13 protein-coding genes are annotated in these 15,570 nt (G+C 74.7%); 6 read left to right on the forward strand and 7 right to left on the reverse strand.

Going from position 1 to position 15,570, the window contains the following annotated elements; all coding sequences use genetic code 11:
- The first annotated feature begins 45 nt into the window (after positions 1-45).
- Positions 46-732, forward strand: coding sequence for a DUF305 domain-containing protein (locus AC07FY_RS15845; RefSeq protein ID WP_479006071.1), 687 nt, complete (start codon positions 46-48; stop codon positions 730-732).
- Positions 733-784: 52 nt separating this feature from the next.
- Complete coding sequence (locus AC07FY_RS15850; protein WP_479006074.1) at positions 785-2,143, forward strand: FAD-dependent oxidoreductase; 1,359 nt, start codon at positions 785-787, stop codon at positions 2,141-2,143.
- A 31-nt stretch (positions 2,144-2,174) separates the two neighbouring features.
- Here AC07FY_RS15850 and AC07FY_RS15855 read toward each other — a convergent pair whose 3' ends face one another.
- From AC07FY_RS15855 to AC07FY_RS15865, 3 genes are all read right to left on the reverse strand, one after another.
- On the reverse strand, positions 2,175-2,537 hold the full coding sequence (locus AC07FY_RS15855) for an ArsR/SmtB family transcription factor (RefSeq protein WP_479006077.1): 363 nt from the start codon (positions 2,535-2,537) through the stop codon (positions 2,175-2,177).
- Between the two features lie 149 nt (positions 2,538-2,686).
- Complete coding sequence (locus AC07FY_RS15860) at positions 2,687-3,787, reverse strand: NADH:flavin oxidoreductase/NADH oxidase (protein ID WP_479006080.1); 1,101 nt, start codon at positions 3,785-3,787, stop codon at positions 2,687-2,689.
- A gap of 79 nt (positions 3,788-3,866) precedes the next feature.
- Positions 3,867-5,207 carry a wax ester/triacylglycerol synthase family O-acyltransferase gene (locus tag AC07FY_RS15865; RefSeq protein WP_479006082.1) on the reverse strand — a complete coding sequence of 447 codons (1,341 nt, stop codon included), beginning with the start codon at positions 5,205-5,207 and terminating at the stop codon, positions 3,867-3,869.
- Positions 5,208-5,429: 222 nt separating this feature from the next.
- Here AC07FY_RS15865 and AC07FY_RS15870 point away from each other — a divergent pair, with 222 nt between their 5' ends.
- From AC07FY_RS15870 to AC07FY_RS15880, 3 genes are all read left to right on the forward strand, one after another.
- Positions 5,430-6,521, forward strand: coding sequence for a WD40/YVTN/BNR-like repeat-containing protein (locus AC07FY_RS15870; protein WP_479006085.1), 1,092 nt, complete (start codon positions 5,430-5,432; stop codon positions 6,519-6,521).
- 11 nt (positions 6,522-6,532) lie between these two features.
- Positions 6,533-7,219 carry a uracil-DNA glycosylase gene (locus AC07FY_RS15875; RefSeq protein WP_479006088.1) on the forward strand — a complete coding sequence of 229 codons (687 nt, stop codon included), beginning with the start codon at positions 6,533-6,535 and terminating at the stop codon, positions 7,217-7,219.
- A gap of 96 nt (positions 7,220-7,315) precedes the next feature.
- The gene (locus AC07FY_RS15880) at positions 7,316-8,230 is read left to right on the forward strand and encodes a sirohydrochlorin chelatase family protein (RefSeq protein WP_479006091.1); all 915 of its coding nucleotides are present in this window, start codon (positions 7,316-7,318) and stop codon (positions 8,228-8,230) included.
- Between the two features lie 127 nt (positions 8,231-8,357).
- Here AC07FY_RS15880 and AC07FY_RS15885 read toward each other — a convergent pair whose 3' ends face one another.
- The 3 genes from AC07FY_RS15885 to AC07FY_RS15895 all read right to left on the reverse strand — a co-directional run bounded on the left by AC07FY_RS15885 (position 8,358) and on the right by AC07FY_RS15895 (position 11,484).
- Entirely contained in the window at positions 8,358-9,425 is a 1,068-nt protein-coding gene (locus AC07FY_RS15885) for a lactonase family protein (RefSeq protein ID WP_479006094.1), read from the reverse strand.
- A 55-nt stretch (positions 9,426-9,480) separates the two neighbouring features.
- Positions 9,481-10,617, reverse strand: a complete 1,137-nt coding sequence (locus tag AC07FY_RS15890; RefSeq protein ID WP_479006096.1) for a nitric oxide synthase oxygenase — start codon at positions 10,615-10,617, stop codon at positions 9,481-9,483.
- A 270-nt stretch (positions 10,618-10,887) separates the two neighbouring features.
- Positions 10,888-11,484, reverse strand: a complete 597-nt coding sequence (locus AC07FY_RS15895; RefSeq protein ID WP_479006098.1) for a GNAT family N-acetyltransferase — start codon at positions 11,482-11,484, stop codon at positions 10,888-10,890.
- A gap of 142 nt (positions 11,485-11,626) precedes the next feature.
- Here AC07FY_RS15895 and AC07FY_RS15900 point away from each other — a divergent pair, with 142 nt between their 5' ends.
- Entirely contained in the window at positions 11,627-13,924 is a 2,298-nt protein-coding gene (locus AC07FY_RS15900; protein WP_479006101.1) for a HelD family protein, read from the forward strand.
- Here the strand turns inward: AC07FY_RS15900 and AC07FY_RS15905 are convergent.
- Positions 13,914-15,410 carry an FUSC family protein gene (locus AC07FY_RS15905; RefSeq protein WP_479006362.1) on the reverse strand — a complete coding sequence of 499 codons (1,497 nt, stop codon included), beginning with the start codon at positions 15,408-15,410 and terminating at the stop codon, positions 13,914-13,916. The two genes, AC07FY_RS15900 and AC07FY_RS15905, sit on opposite strands and share 11 nt — an antisense overlap.
- Positions 15,411-15,570 lie beyond the last annotated feature (160 nt).

Below are 15,570 nucleotides of genomic sequence, written 5' to 3' on the forward strand. Positions count from 1 at the left end.
TCGATGGGGGAACGGAACCCGGACGACGGCAGTATCTTCCTTTCCATGGACATGGCAAAAGACCCCCTGCGGCGCCGGTCCCCCGGAAGGCGCCGGGTCCGGTTCCGCGCACCTGCCGTGGCCGCCGGGCTCCTGCTGGCGCTCACCGGCTGCCAGGACGACGGCGGATCCGGCGCGGCGGCGGCCGGGGACGGCCGGGCCGTGGTCGTCGCCCCGGGCAAGCCGGGCGAGGAGGCGCGCACCCTCAACCCCGAGCAGGCCGCCCGGGAGAAGCCCGACGACAGCCCCAACGCCGCCGACCACGCCTACGTGCGCGGCATGATCGAGCACCACCGGCAGGCGCTGACGATGAGCGCGCTGGCCCCCGGACGGGCCTCGGCGGACGGGGTCACCCGTCTGGCGGAGCGGATCGCGGCCGCCCAGCAGCCCGAGATCGGGGCGATGGAACGGTGGCTGGCCCTCCACCCCGCGCCCCCGGCGGGCACCGGAGGCCACGACCACGCAGCGATGCCCGGCATGGCGACGGAGCAGCAGCTGCGGGAGCTCGCCGCGGCCACCGGCCCCGACTTCGACCGGCTGTTCCTGCGGTTGATGACCGCGCACCACGAGGGCGCGCTGAAGATGGCGGGCGAGGCGCTGGCCGGCGGCAACAACGTCGCCGTGGAGGAGATGGCCACCGAGGTGGTGGCCACGCAGAGCGCCGAGGTCCACCGGATGCGCGCGATGGGCTGACGGCCGCAGCGCCCGGTGTCATGCTGAAACCACCTGCGGGAGGAGCTCGGCCGTGCTTCGTGTCGCCGTCGTCGGATCGGGCCCCAGTGGGGTCTACGCCGCCCAGACCCTGGTGCAGCAGCGCGAGGTGCCGGGGGTGCTGGTCGACGTACTGGACCGGCTGCCGGCGCCGTACGGGCTCGTGCGGTACGGGGTCGCACCCGACCACGAGAAGATCAAGTCCCTGCAGGGCAACCTGCGCGGCGTGCTGGAGGACGAGCGGATCCGCTTCCTCGGGAACGTCGAGGTCGGCGGGGACCTGCTGCCCGCCCGGCGGCTGCTGGAGCTCTACCACGCGGTGGTGTACTGCGTCGGTGCGGCGCGGGACCGGATGCTGGGGATTCCCGGCGAGGAGCTCGCCGGTGTGCACTCCGCGACGGCCTTCGTGTCCTGGTACAGCGGACATCCCGACGCCGCCGCCGAGACCTTCGGTCTGACCGGGGTGGATGCGGCGGTCGTGGTCGGCGCGGGCAACGTGGCGGTGGACGTCACCCGGATCCTGGCCCGCGGCGAGGCGGAGCTCGCGCCGACGGACATGCCGCAGCGGGCGCTCGGCGCGCTCGCCGAGAGCGGGGTGCGGCGGGTGGCGATGGTGGCCCGGCGCGGACCCTCGCAGGGCAAGTTCACCACCAAGGAGCTGCGGGAGCTGGGCACGCTGCCCGGCGTGGAGGTCCTGGTGGACCCCGCGGAGGCGGCCCTGGACCCGGTGTACGGCGATCCGGCCGCGGCCGCGGCGCTGCCCGCGGTGGCCCGGCGCAACCTCGAGGTGCTGCGCGGCTGGGCCGAGCAGGCTCCGGGCGGGGCGGAACGCCGCATCGACCTGCGGTTCTACCTGCGCCCGGTGGAGATCCTGGGCGGGCCCGACGGCCGGGTGCGCGGCGTGCGCTTCGAGCGGACGGCCCCCGACGGGCGCGGTGGGGTGAGCGGGACAGGGACGTTCGAGGACGTGGAGGCGCAGCTGGTGCTGCGCTCGGTGGGCTACCGGGGCGTCCCGCTGGAGGGCCTGCCGTTCGACGCGGCGAAGGGCACGGTCCCGCACGCGGCGGGCCGGGTCCTGCGCGCGGGCCGCGCCTCGGTCGGGGAGTACGTGGCGGGGTGGATCAAGCGCGGTCCTACCGGGGTGATCGGGACGAACCGGCCCTGCGCCAAGGAGACCGCCTCCTCGCTGCTCCAGGACGCAGGCGTACTGGCCCGCCGGGAACTGCCCGGTGACCCCCTGGACGCGCTGCGCGCGGCGGGCCTGCGGCCCGTGGAGTGGCCGGGCTGGCTCGCCGTGGAGGCCGCCGAGTCGGAGCTGGGACGCTCGCTCGGCAGGCGGTCGGTGAAGATCCCCGACTGGGAGGGGCTGCGGGAGGCGGCCGGCCTCGCTTAGGCGGTCCTGGTCGGCCGGTCGGGCTCGCCGGTCAGGGGGTCGCGAGCGGGGTGCCGAGTCGGGCCTCCTCGGCGGCGGCGGCCTTCAGGACGCTGTCGAGGAGACCCGGGAACAGCTCTTCCAGCTCCGCCCGGCGCAGGGCGTTCAGCTTGGTGGTCCCGCGGTAGGTCTGCCGTACGATCCCGCTCTCGCGCAGGACGCGGAAGTGGTGGGTGGTCGTGGACTTGGTGACCGGCAGGTCGAAGGAGGAGCAGGCCAGCGCGGAGCCCGAGCCGGCCAGGTCCCGGACGATGGAGAGCCGGACGGGGTCGGAGAGCGCGTGCAGCACGTCCTCCAGCCGGATCCCGGCCGCCTCGGGGTGGGCGAGGGAGCGGGCCGCGTCACGTTCCGTCATGTCCCTGCTCCGCTCGCTCGCTCGCCGTGGTCCTGGCCTCATCGTACGAGAGCCGTCGTAGGAGCCGGGCCGGTTCGGGCGGCTCGCGCTCCGGCCTCCCGCTCTCTGCGTGCCTGCTCCTGCGTGCCTGCTCCTGCGCGCCTGCCGTGTCACCAGGACCGGTGGTAGGGGGCCGGCGTACGGATCTCCGCGCCGAGTTCGGCGGCCGCACGGCGGGCCCAGTAGGGGTCGCGCAGCAGCTCGCGGCCCAGCAGGACCGCGTCGGCCTCGCCGTTGGCCAGGATCTTCTCGGCCTGCTCCGGTTCGGTGATCAGGCCGACGGCCGCCGTCGGCATGCTCGTCTCCTGACGGATCCGCGCCGCGAAGGGCACCTGGTAGCCGGGGCCGACCGGAATGGTCGCGCCCGGCGCGAGCCCGCCGGTGGAGACGTCGAGCAGGTCCACCCCGTGCTCGTGGAGCAGCGCCGCCAGGCGTACGGTCTCCTCTGCCGTCCAGCCGTCCGCCTCCAGCCAGTCGGTGGCGGAGATCCGGAAGAACAGCGGCAGCTCCTCGGGCCAGACCTCCCGTACGGCGTCGACGACTTCGAGGGCGAGGCGGGTGCGGTGGGCGAAGGAGCCGCCGTAGGCGTCGGTGCGCCTGTTGCTGTGCGGCGAGAGGAACTGGCCTATCAGGTAGCCGTGGGCGCCGTGGATCTCCAGGACCTCATAGCCCGCCGCGAGCGCGCGCTCGGCCGCGGCCGCGAACTGCCGGACGATCTCGCGGATCTCCTCGACCGTCAGCTCGTGCGGCACCGGATGGGTGTCGGAGAACGGCACGGCGCTCGGCGCGACCGTCTGCCAGCCGTGCTCCTCGGGGCCGACGGGGCCGCCGCCCTTCCAGGTGCGGTCGGTGGATCCCTTGCGTCCGGCATGGGCGATCTGGATGCCGGGGACGGTGCCCTGCGCCTTGAGGAAGCCGGTGATCCGGCGCAGCGCCGCCACCTGGGTGTCGTTCCAGATGCCGAGGTCGTAGGGCGAGATCCGCCCCTCCGGGGAGACGGCGGTGGCCTCCTGGATGATCAGACCGGTGCCGCCTGCGGCCCGGGCGGCGTAGTGGGCGAAGTGCCAGTCGTGCGCCACGCCCTCGTCCGGGCCGGCCGGTTCGGCGCTGTACTGGCACATCGGGGCCATCCACACGCGGTTCGGGGCGGTGATGGAGCGGAGGGTGTAGGGCGCGAACAGAGCTGCGAAGGCAGCGGGGGCAGCACTCATCGGGGCTCTCCAGACGTCACCGGCGCGCCGGGGATCGGCGGCTAAGTACGAGATTCACCGTACTACGAAATCCTTCGTACTACGAGACCTCTCGTACAAGTGCGTCGAGTTCGGCGCGCAGCGCCGCCGCCAGGGCGGGCAGATCCGGGACGGCCGCGGCGTCGGCGACCAGGCCGTAGTGGGCGGCCCCCTTGTACGTGGAGACCGCGACCGCCAGGGACTGGCCGTGGGCCAGCGGGGCGAGCGGATAGATCTCGCGGACGGGGCTGCCGCCGAGACGGAAGGTCAGGCCGGGCAGCGGGACGCTGGTGACCAGGATGTCGAAGAGCATCCGGGCCGCCTGGGCGACGAGCGGGCCGCCGAGCCGGTGGCCGAGCGGGTGGACGTGGTCGGCGAGCAGGGCGACGGCCCCCGCGCCGCGGGCCGGTCCGGCCTCCTTGTTGCGGTCCATCGCCGCCCGGACGCGGTCCAGGCGCAGCAGCGGATCGCGCTCGGCGAGCGGAAGCCGCAGCAGGTATCCGGAGAGCCGGTTGGCGCCGCCCGACCCCGGCCGGCCCCGGCGGGACACGGGGATCAGGGCCCGGGGGCCCGGGCCGCTGGGCGCGGGGTCGCCCCGGCCCTCCAACCAGCGCCGCAGGCCGCCGGCGACCACGGAGATCAGTACGTCGTTGACGGTGCCGCCGGCGGCCTTGCGGACGAGCCCGACCTCGTCGAGGTCCAGCGCGAGGCCGGCGGCCACCCGGGTCGCCGGGCCGGAGGCTCCCGAGGTGAGCACGCGCGGGACCCCGGCGGGCAGCCCGGCACGGACCACGGCGGCGCCGATCTCCAGGGCCTGGCCGACCTCCTGGACCCGGGCCGTGACGACTCCGCGCAGCCGCCGCAGGGCGGAGCCGGGCCGCCGGTCGGGACCGGGCCGCCGCTCGGGCCCGGACCGTGCGGAGGCGCGCAGCTCCGGACCTTCGTCGAAGAGCGCCGCGACCAGCGCGAGGGCGCCCAGGCCGTCGGCGAGGGCGTGGTGGAACTTGAACAGCACCGCGAAGGAGTCCGGGTCGGGGCCGGCCAGCACGTGCGCCTCCCACGGAGGCAGTTCCCGGTCCAGGGGACGGGCCATCAGCGGGCCGGCGGCCGCGTGCGCCCCTTCCTCCCCCGTGCGGACGAGGAACACGTGTCGCGCCGGATCGAAACCGGGGTCGGGGGACCAGGCGGCGGCCCCGACCGGCAGCAGGACGTCCCGGATCCGACGGCGCAGGCCGGGCACCGCGGCGCAGCGGGCGGTGAGCAGTTCGGCGGCGTGCTCGGCGGCGCGGGGTCCGCGGCCGGGGGCCTCGAAGACGGCGAGGGCACCGAGGTGCATGGGGTGGGCGGCGGATTCGATCCGCCAGAAGGCGAGGTCGAGCGGGGACAGGGGCTCGGTTGCCACGTACGTCCTCTCGCATGCGGTGACGAGACCTGAAGTCAACCCATTCCGGACACCGAGATGCAAGGAGCAACCATCTCGCGATCGTAAATGAGTCGTAAATGATCGCTCTCGACCAGGGTCTCGAAACGCCGCGCCGTCCACCGGGCCACTGTCAGCGGGCGGGTGCAGACTGGCCGAAAAGCTCGGAAAAAGCATGGACGACGAAGTCCGGAGGTACCGGCCATGGCCGACGTACTGCTGCTCGTGGGCACCCGCAAGGGGCTCTTCATCGGCCGCCGCCGGGGCACGGCGCCCTGGGAGTTCGACGGCCCCCACTTCAACGCCCAGGCCGTGTACGCCGTCGCCGTCGACCGGCGGGGGCCGGCGCCCCGGTTGCTCGTCGGCGGGGACAGTGCGCACTGGGGACCGTCCGTCTTCACCTCCGACGACCTCGGGGCCACGTGGCAGGAGCCCGCGGCCGCCGCGGTGAGGTTCCCCCGGGACACCGGCGCCTCACTGGAGCGGGTCTGGCAGCTCCACCCCGCCGGACCGGAGGCCCCGGACGTGGTCTACGCGGGCACCGAGCCCGCGGCCCTGTTCCGCTCGGTGGACCGCGGTGAGTCCTTCGAGCTGGTCCGCCCGCTGTGGGAGCACCCGAGCCGGGGCAGCTGGCAGCCGGGCGGCGGCGGCGAGGGCCTGCACACGGTGATCACCGACCCGCGCGACCGGAACGCGGTGACCGTGGCCGTTTCCACCGCCGGCGTGTTCCGCACGCAGGACGGCGGGGCCAGCTGGGAGCCCTCCAACGACGGGGTCTCCGCGGTGTTCCTGCCCGATCCGCACCCCGAGTTCGGGCAGTGCGTCCACAAGATCGCCCAGGACGCCGGGAACACGGACCGGCTGTACCTGCAGAACCACTGGGGCGTCTACCGCAGCGACGACGCGGGCAAGCGGTGGACCGACATCGGCGCCGGGCTGCCCTCCGACTTCGGCTTCGCGGTGGCCGCGCACCCGCACCGCGGTGACACCGCCTACGTGTTCCCCCTCAACGCGGACTCCGACCGGGTACCGGCCGGGCACCGCTGCCGGGTCTTCCGCACCCGTGACGCGGGCGCCACCTGGGAGCCGCTCACGAAGGGCCTGCCGGAGGGGGACCACTACGGCACGGTGCTGCGCGACGCCCTGTGCACGGACGACGCCGACCCGGCGGGGATCTACTTCGGCAACCGCAACGGCGAGCTGTACGCCGGCCAGGACGACGGCGACGACTGGCGGCTGCTGGCCGAGCACCTGCCCGACATCCTCTGCGTGCGGGCGGCGACGATCGGCCAGTAGAGTGATCCACCGTGGCAGCACGACCGTTGAACGAGATCGTCGAGCCGGGCTGGGCCCGGGCTCTGGAGCCGGTGGCGGGGCAGATCGCCGCGATGGGCGACTTCCTGCGCGCCGAGATCGCGGCGGGCCGGACGTACGTCCCGGCCGGGGCCCACGTCCTGCGCGCCTTCCAGCAGCCCTTCGACGAGGTGAAGGTGCTGATCGTGGGCCAGGACCCTTACCCCACGCCCGGGCACGCCGTGGGACTGTCCTTCTCGGTCGCGCCCGAGGTGCGGCCGGTGCCGCCGAGCCTCGACAACATCTTCCTGGAGCTGCACCGGGACCTCGGCACCGGCCGCCCGGCGAACGGCGACCTCACCCCGTGGACCCGGCAGGGCGTGCTGCTGCTCAACCGCTCGCTGACCACCGCCCCCCGCCGCTCCAACGCGCACCAGGGCAAGGGCTGGGAGGCCGTCACCGATCAGGCCATCCGGGCGCTCGCGGCGCGCGGCAAGCCGCTGGTGTCCATCCTGTGGGGCCGGGCGGCCCGCAATCTGCGGCCGCTCCTCGGCGAGCTGCCGGTGGTGGAGTCCTCCCACCCCTCCCCCAAGTCGGCCGATTTCGGGTTCTTCGGCTCCAGGCCGTTCAGCCGGACGAACCGGCTGCTCGAGGAGCAGGGCTCACAGCCCGTGGACTGGCGCTTGCCGTCCGTCAGTTGATCCTGTCGCCCCTTCACCGGATAAATACGGACAGATGCCGCCGGAGAAGGCCCTGCCCGAACACTCCGGTCCGATAAGCCAGTAGCATGCGGCGCCATGAGCTCCCCCACTGGGCCCGCACATGGCCTGCCCGTACGAATGCCGCGACCCCGCCAGACCGGACGGCACCGCCGGCCCGAGCCCGCGGTGGCGCCCGAGGGCGCGCCCGCGCTGGTGCTCGCCGTGCCCGGGGTCCCTTCGGCCGCCTCGCGCGGGCTGGCGGAAGAGATCATCAGCATCGGCCGTTCCGAGCTGCCGGGCCTCGATGCCCGCATCGGCTTCCTCGACGGTGACGACGCCTCCGAGTTCCCGTCCCTGTCCGGTGTGCTGACCGCCGTCGCGGCCGAGCGTGCCGCGCGCGCGGAGTTCGCCCGCGCCGCCGGCCACGAGGTTCCCGCGCCCACCGGCCCGGACGCCGTGGTGGTCCCGCTGCTGGTCGGCCCCGACGGCGGCCTGCTCCGCCGGGTCCGCCAGGCACTCATGGACTCCTCGGCCGCGGCCGAGCTGGCCGACGTGCTCGGCCCGCACCCGCTGCTCGCCGAAGGTCTGCACGTGCGCCTGTCCGAGGCCGGCCTCGCGCGCGCCGACCGCGCCCGGCTGTTCACCGTGACCACCGCCGCCGACGGCATCGTGCTGGCCACGACCGGTGGCGAGGAGGCCGTGCAGGCCGCCGGGATCACCGGGATGCTGCTCGCCGCCCGGCTCGCCGTGCCGGTCAAGGCGGCCGCGCTCGACCAGGAGGGCTCGGTGGCCGCCATCGCCGAGCAGCTGCGCCGTGAGGGCTCGACCCAGCTCGCGCTCGCCCCGTACCTGATCGGCCCGGAGGCCGCCGACGGGCTGCTGGACACCGCCTGCAAGGAGGCGGACTGCGCCGCCTCCGAGGTGCTGGGCGCCTACGGCGCACTCGGCAAGCTCGCCGTCGCCCAGTACTCCGCGGCCCTCGGCCTCCCCCAGGGCGCGACGGCCCACTGACCCGCCCGCGCGGGTTCACGTGCGCCGGCGCGGGCCGAGGCGCGCCAGCGCACCGGCGGCGCGCCTCGGCGCCCGACGAAGCGAAGGGCCCCCGCCGGTCGGCGGGGGCCCTTCGCGTTCGCCCGTGTCAGCCGAAGACCACGCACGTGGCGGCGGGCACGGCCACCGAGCCGGCTCGGCGTGGTTGCCCGGTGGCGGGGTCGAGGTCGAACCAGGTGACGTCCCCCGAGCGCTCGTTGGCCGCGTACAGGCGGCGGCCCGCCGGGTCGGCGGTGAGATCGCGGGGCCAGCTGCCACCGCAGCCCACGACGCCGGTGAGCTGCGGCTTCTCCGCGCCCGCAGCCAGGGAGAGCGTCACGATGGTGTCCGCCCCGCGGACCGCCGCCCAGACGAACCGCCCGTCGGGCGAGGCGACGATCGCCGAGGGGTAGGCCCGTGCGGCCCCTGGAGGCCCCTCCGGGGCGATGGGAACCTCGGCGACCGGCTCCAGTTGCCCGACGGCCGCGTTCCACCGGCAGACGGTCAATTGGGGCTCCAGCTCGTGCAGGACGTAGGCGACCGCGCCGCCTGGGTGGAACGCGAGGTGCCGGGGCCCCGTCCCGGCCCGCAGGGTGGTCTCGGCGTGCGTCCGCAGTCCGCCCGTGGCGGGGTCCGGCGCGCAGACCCGGACCGAGTCGGTGCCGAGGTCCACGCTGAGCACCCAGCGGCCGCTCGGGTCGGGCAGCACGTGGTGGGCGTGCGGCCGCTCCTGCCGCTCGGGGTCGGGCCCGGATCCCTCGTGCGCGAGGACGGACGCCGGACCGCCCGGCCTGCCGTCGGCGGCGAGCGGGAGGCTGCTGACGCCGCCGGAGGTGTAGTTGGCGGTGAGCAGCCGGCCCCCGGCCACGCTGAGGTGGGTGGGCCCGGAGCCCCCGACGGGCACGGGAGGACCGAGCGGGTCGAGACCCTCGGCGGTGCGCGTGAAGGCGGCCACCGCTCCGTCGCCGGTCTCGCTCACCGCGTAGAGCACACCCGTGCCGGGGGCGATCACGAGGTACGAGGGGTCGGCGACGGCGGCGGTGGCCGCCAGCGGGGTCAGCGCCCCGGTGTCCGGATCCACGGCCGCGACGGTGACGCCGCGGCCGCCCCCCGAGGTGAACGAGCCGATGTAGGCCCGGTGTTCGCCGCCCTGGTCCGTGCTCTGCGCGCCGTCCACCGGCTGCCCCTCTCCGCCGTCCCGGATCCGTCAGGAGCCGACGGTAACAGAAGGTCTATACCAAATCCCGCCCTTGGGCGCGGTCCCTGGCGCCCGGGTGGTGGACGTAGGCGGTACTGCTCGGCCGGTCCTCGTAGGTCCGGTGGAAGACCGGGGTCGCCGAGCCGGAGATCGGCGGCACGATCCAGGACCAGTCCGCCCCCACGTCGCGGCCCTTGCGCTCCTCCCGTTCCAGGTGGGACAGGAAGCGCCGGGACTCGGTGTGGTGGTCGGCGATGGTGACGCCCGCGCGGTCGAAGGAGTGCAGGACGGCGCGGTTGAGCTCGACGAGGGCGCGGTCCTTCCACAGCGAGCGGTCGCTGGAGGTGTCCAGGCCCAGCCGGCGGGCCACGGCGGGCAGCAGGTTGTACCGGTCGGTGTCGGCGAGGTTGCGGGCGCCGATCTCGGTGCCCATGTACCAGCCGTTGAACGGCGCGGCGGGGTAGTGGATGCCGCCGATCTCCAGGCACATGTTGGAGATGGCGGGCACGGCGTGCCAGCGCAGGCCCCAGGAGGCCCAGCCTTCGTCGTCGGGGTGCCCGATCGGGACCTCCAGGACGGCGTCCGCCGGGGTGTCGAACCAGCGGGGCTTGTCGTCGACGCCCTGGACCACGAGCGGCAGGAGGTCGAAGGGGGTTCCGGCGCCACCCGGCCAGCCGAGCCGGAGCAGGGCCTCGGTCAGCGGCGCGTTGCGGGCGTCGCCGACGGTGACGGAGTGGTGGTCGCCGTAGCCCGCGTACCGGACGAGCTGTTCGCTCCAGATCAGCGGCCCGGGGCGGCCGGGTGCGTCCGGGGCGAAGACGGTGATGGTGGGGCGGATCCGGCCCCCGTTGGTCGCCTCGCGCAGGTGCTCGAAGCATTCGGCGGCGATGTCCTCGCCGACCGTCGTCCCGCGCCGGTCACGGACCCGCAGGGAGTTCCAGTAGAGCCTGCCTATGCAACGGTTGCTGTTGCGCCAGGCGACGCGGGCCCCGTGCACCAGTTCCTCGGGCGTGTGCCGGTAGGTACCGGTCTCCGCCAGTTCCGCGCGTACGGCGGCGAGCCGGTTGCCCGGATCCCCGGCGTCCGGGTTCTCCCGGTGGAAGAGTCGGATGAACTCCTCGGCCGCTTCCCACACCTGAGCGATGCCGGAGCGCTGCTGAAGTATTTCCATTCCGGGCCGGTACCCCCTGTCCCCACAGATCCACCCTGTGCATGCCGGATGCATGTGTGCAGTGAACCATGACACGTTGTACATGCCGCAGGTCAGCGTCGCGGGCAACACCCGTTCGAAACACCCCTCCGAGTGATCTTCGCGTGATGGCCCGCCGGCGGGGATCGAAGAGGCGTACGATCCGCCGCACTCACGGGAGTTGGGCCCTCGCGGCAGCCCTCCGGGGCGGTGCGCTCGGACGCGCCGCTGCGTTCAGACGTGCCGACGCGATCAGGCGTGGCGGCGCCGGCAGGGACGGCTCATGAAGAGCGCCTGCTCGCCCGAGGCGGGCGTGCCGCCGTACAGGGTGGTGTCGAGGCCGCAGAGGGTGAAGCCCATCCGCCGGTAGGCGTGGACGGCCGGGGCGTTGACGGAACTCACCTCCAACCACAGGTGGTCGGCGCCCCGTTCGCGGGCGAAGTCCGCCGCGCACTCCATCAGCGCGCGGCCGATGCCGCGACCCCGGTGGTCCGGCCCGACCTCGATGTCCTCGATGGTCAGCCGCCGGTTCCACGTCGCGTACCCCACGGCGGCGAATCCGCACACCCGGCCGCCGTCGAGGGCGACATACGTCCGCGCGTCCCCGCCGGCGCCCGCGATGCCGCCGGACCCCTGTTCGTCGTGCTCCTCGGGCGGGAACTCCTTGAACAGGGGCGGGTCCACGGGGACCTCGCGGAGCAGGAACCCCAGGGCGGCGCCGTCGGCGGGGACCACCTCGAAGACGGTGTCGGTGGTGAAGGAGCCGTCGACGGCCTCGATGGCCCCGGCGTCCTCGGGGCGGGCGAGGCGGCAGACGATGCCGTCGGCGGAGCCGTGTGCGGTGGTCATGGGGTCCACGGTACGCAAAAAATCCCCCGGCGGAATTCGCTGCCGAGGGAGGAGAGAGCGTATATTCAATAATTCATGACTTCACTGGGATGCGGAGTCATGGGAAAGCTTTCGTGGACACTGTATCGCGGCAGGAGTGCAATTGTCAACCGAGGAATTCCGGAAAGAGCAGCAATTCGTCACCGATCTCTATGCGCGCCTCGACCACCTGCGTGACCAGGCCGAACGCGCGGTCGAGGGGGCACTGCGCGAGGTCGGTAACGGCGCTCAGGCACGTCTGGAGCGCGATGTCCTGGTCGCCGAGCAGTCCGGGCTGCTTTCCGCACTGAATGCGGGAGAGAACGGCCTGTGTTTCGGCCGTCTGGAGTTCTCCGACGGCCGTGACCACCACATCGGCCGCATCGGAATCCGCGCGGACGACACGGAGCGCACGCCGCTGGTCCTGGACTGGCGGGCGGAGGTGGCCAGGCCCTTCTACCTCGCCACCGGCCACACCCCCATGGGCCTGCGCCGCCGCCGGCACATCAGCAGCCGCGGCCGCGTGGTCACCGCCCTGCACGACGAGATCCTGGACTTGACCGACGCCGAGCGCACCGGTCACGAGGGCGCCGACGCGGACGCCGTGCTCCTCGCCGCGCTGGACGCCGCCCGCACCGGGCGGATGCACGACATCGTGCGCACCATCCAGGCCGAGCAGGACCGGGTCATCCGCTCCACGTACCGCGGCGTGCTGGTCGTCGAGGGCGGCCCCGGCACCGGCAAGACGGCCGTGGCCCTGCACCGGGCGGCGTACCTGCTCTACGCGCACCGCGAGCTGCTCGCCCGGCGCGGGGTGCTGATCGTCGGGCCGGGCCCGGCCTTCCTCGGCTACATCGGCGGGGTGCTGCCCGCGCTCGGCGAGACGGGCGTCCTGCTCGCCACGCCGGGTGAGCTCTACCCCGGGGTCCACGCGACGGGCACCGACCGGCCCGGCGCCGCCGCGGTGAAGGGCCGGGCCTCGATGGCGCAGGTGCTGGCGCGGGTGGTCGAGGACCGGCAGTGCCTGCCGGAGACGGTGCCGGCCGGCGCGGGCGAGGAGTACGACACCGTTCCCGAGCCCGCGCTGGAGATCGACCACGACGACTACGGGACGCTGCTGCTGGACCGCACGATGGCCTACGAGGCGCGCGACCGAGCCCGGGCCACCGGGCTGCCGCACAACCAGGCACGGCCCGCCTTCGCGTTCCGGATCATCGACGCGCTCACCGCGCAGCTCGCCGACCGGCTCGGGGCGGACCCGTACGGCGGCCCGAACCTGCTCGGCCCCGACGACGTGGCGCAGCTGGGCAAGGAGATCGCGATGAGCCCGGCCGTGCAGGCGGCGATCGACACCCTGTGGCCCTCCCTCACCCCCGAACGCCTCGTCGGCGACTTCCTGGCCGAGCCCACGCACCTGCCGGCGCACGAGGCGGAGCTGATCCGGCGCGCGCCCTCGGCCCGGCCGGACTGGACGCCGGCCGACGTGCCGCTGCTGGACGAGGCGGCGGAGCTGCTCGGGGAGGACGACAGCGCGCGGCGCGCGGCCGAGGAGCGCGAACGGCAGCGGCGCATCGCGTACGCGCAGGGGGTGCTGGACCTGTCGGAGGGTTCGCGCTCGTACGAGTTCGAGGACGAGGAGAACGAGTACCTCGCGGCGCACGACATCATCGACGCCGAGCGGATGGCCGAGCGCCAGGAGGAGGCCGACCACCGCAGCGCGGCCGAGCGGGCCGCCGCGGACCGCACCTGGGCGTTCGGGCACGTCATCGTCGACGAGGCGCAGGAGCTGTCGGAGATGGCGTGGCGGCTGCTGATGCGGCGCTGCCCGACCCGTTCGATGACGCTGGTCGGCGATCCGGCCCAAACCGGCGAGGAGGCCGGCTGCGGGTCGTGGGAGCGCATCCTCGGCCCCTACGTGGGCGAGCGCTGGGAGCTGGTGCGGCTGGAGGTCAACTACCGCACGCCGGCGGAGGTCATGGAGGTGGCGGCCGCCGTGCTGCGGGAGCGCGATCCCGGTTTCGCCCCGCCGCGTTCGGTCCGGTCCACCGGGGTGCGCCCCTGGGCCCATGCGACGGACGACCTGGCGGGCGCGGTGGCACGGGCGGTGCGCCGGGAGCCGCCCGCGCGGGGGCGGCTCGCGGTGATCGCGCCGCGGGAGCTGCACGCCGCGCTGGCCGGCGGGCTGCCGGGGGTACGGGCCGGGGCGCAGCCGGACCTGACCCGGGAGGTCGTCCTCCTCGACCCGCGGCAGGCCAAGGGGCTGGAGTTCGACACGGTCATCGTGGTGGAGCCGGCCGCCTTCGGGCCGAGCGACCTGTACGTGGCGCTGACCCGGGCCACCCAGTCCCTGGGGGTGGTGCACACCGCCGGCCGGCTGCCGGCGGGGCTGGAGGCGGCCGGGGAGGGGCTGCTCAGGCGCTGATGACCAGGGGCGCCCGGGGGTCGGTGCGCAGCGGGGCGGCGAGCGCGACCAGGGCGTGCTCAAGGCCGTGCAGGTGGGCGAGGGCCGGTTCCGCGGGCGCGGCCGGTTCCGGCCGGGGCGGGATGAAGGGCTGGGGGGCGCCGCCGGGCGCGGTGAGCGCCTCGACGGCGGCCTCCACGCGCCAGCACGCGGCGGCCAGCCGGGCGTCGTGCGACGCCTGCGGGTCGGCGGCGACGGCGACCAGCCCGCGCACCTCCCGGGCGCACGCGTCGAGCAGGGTCAGGACCTGCCGGGCCCGGGCCTTGCGGGCGCGCAGCGGGCTCAGCGGGTGGACCAGGGGGGCGAGGGCCATCCGTACCCGGCCCAGCAGCAGCTCCAGTTCGGCGGCGTGCGGGGCGGGGTCGGCGGCGGGGTCGCCCGCGAGCCGGTCCAGGGCGGCCGCGGTGGAGGCGCGCACGCAGTGCAGGGCGCGCTGGATCCAGGCGTCGTTGGCGGCGTGGGTGGTCACCGGCAGGATGAGCACGACGGCCAGGGCCGCGCCGAGCGCGCCGATGGCCGTCTCCTGGAAGCGCAGGAGCAGCAGTCCGGGGTGGAGGACCCCGAGGAGGCCGTAGAGCAGCCCGGCCATGACGGTGACGAAGAACATCATCCAGGAGTAGGACGGCGCCGCGGTGTAGAAGATGCCGAAGACGCACACGGCGACGAGTGCGGCGGTCGGTGCGGGTGCGCCGTGCAGCGGTACGGCGACCAGCAGTCCGGCGGCGATGCCGAGGACGGTGCCGAGGACGCGGCGGAAGCCCCGGACGAGCGTCTCCCCGCGGGAGGCGGTGTTGACGAAGATCCACCAGGCGGTGCCGACGGCCCAGTACCAGCGGTCCTCGGAGAGCGCCTGGCCGATGGCGAGGGCGAAGGCGCAGGCGGCGGTGGCCTGGAACGCCTGGCGGGTGGTGGGCCGCGCGAGTCCGGTGCCGGGCAGGCCGGGCGGGGCGGGGGCGGGCGGAGTGCGCCGCTCGATGGGCCACAGCACAAAGCGCACCGCCCCGGCGGCCAGGAGGGCCAGCCCGACGGCGGCGTACAGCTCGGCCAGCTGTCCGGGGACGGCGTGCAGGAACTGGGTGACGAAGAACATCATGAAGGCGAAGATGCCGAGCGCGTGCCCGCGCGGGCCGTGGCGGCGGGCGTGGACCCCGGCGAACACGACGGCGAGGAAGGCGGCGTCCCTGGCGAGCGGCACGCCGTGGAGGGTGGTGGCCAGCGCCAGGACGGGGAATCCGGCGACGGGCAGCAGGGCGGTGGTGACGCGCTGGGCGCGCACGCTCGCGTCGACGACGGTGAAGAGGGCGAGCAGGGCGGCCAGCCCCCCGGTGATGGAGGCGGTCAGGGAGAGGCCGCAGAGCTCCGCGAGGGCCACGGCGGCGCCGACGCCGATCACGGCGCGGGCCGAAGTGCGCAGTCTCAGACGCCCCGGGTCCGGAGCCACGAACATCTTCTTCACGGCGGTGTGCCGCCCCCCTTGCAGTCGTGCGCGCCGGTCCGGCGGCCGCCCGGGGGTGGTGGGCGGTGTGACGGGCACGGCGAAGGCGCCGCGCTCCGGATCCGGCCTCGTTGCCGCCCGGCGCTGCGCGGCGCCGTAAGTACATGGATAG

It is taken from the genome of Streptomyces sp. NPDC045967 (assembly GCF_056430495.1).

What these genes read in the sequence shown, in the direction of transcription:
- AC07FY_RS15845 (WP_479006071.1), top strand. Translation starts at nt 46, where the DNA reads ATGGACATGGCAAAAGACCCCCTGCGGCGCCGGTCCCCCGGAAGGCGC.
- AC07FY_RS15860 (WP_479006080.1), bottom strand. Translation starts at nt 3,787, where the DNA reads ATGAGTGCTGCCCCCGCTGCCTTCGCAGCTCTGTTCGCGCCCTACACC.
- AC07FY_RS15895 (WP_479006098.1), bottom strand. Translation starts at nt 11,484, where the DNA reads ATGACCACCGCACACGGCTCCGCCGACGGCATCGTCTGCCGCCTCGCC.
- AC07FY_RS15905 (WP_479006362.1), bottom strand. Translation starts at nt 15,410, where the DNA reads ATGTTCGTGGCTCCGGACCCGGGGCGTCTGAGACTGCGCACTTCGGCC.
- AC07FY_RS15870 (WP_479006085.1), top strand. Translation starts at nt 5,430, where the DNA reads ATGGCCGACGTACTGCTGCTCGTGGGCACCCGCAAGGGGCTCTTCATC.
- AC07FY_RS15890 (WP_479006096.1), bottom strand. Translation starts at nt 10,617, where the DNA reads ATGGAAATACTTCAGCAGCGCTCCGGCATCGCTCAGGTGTGGGAAGCG.
- AC07FY_RS15855 (WP_479006077.1), bottom strand. Translation starts at nt 2,537, where the DNA reads ATGACGGAACGTGACGCGGCCCGCTCCCTCGCCCACCCCGAGGCGGCC.
- AC07FY_RS15880 (WP_479006091.1), top strand. Translation starts at nt 7,316, where the DNA reads ATGAGCTCCCCCACTGGGCCCGCACATGGCCTGCCCGTACGAATGCCG.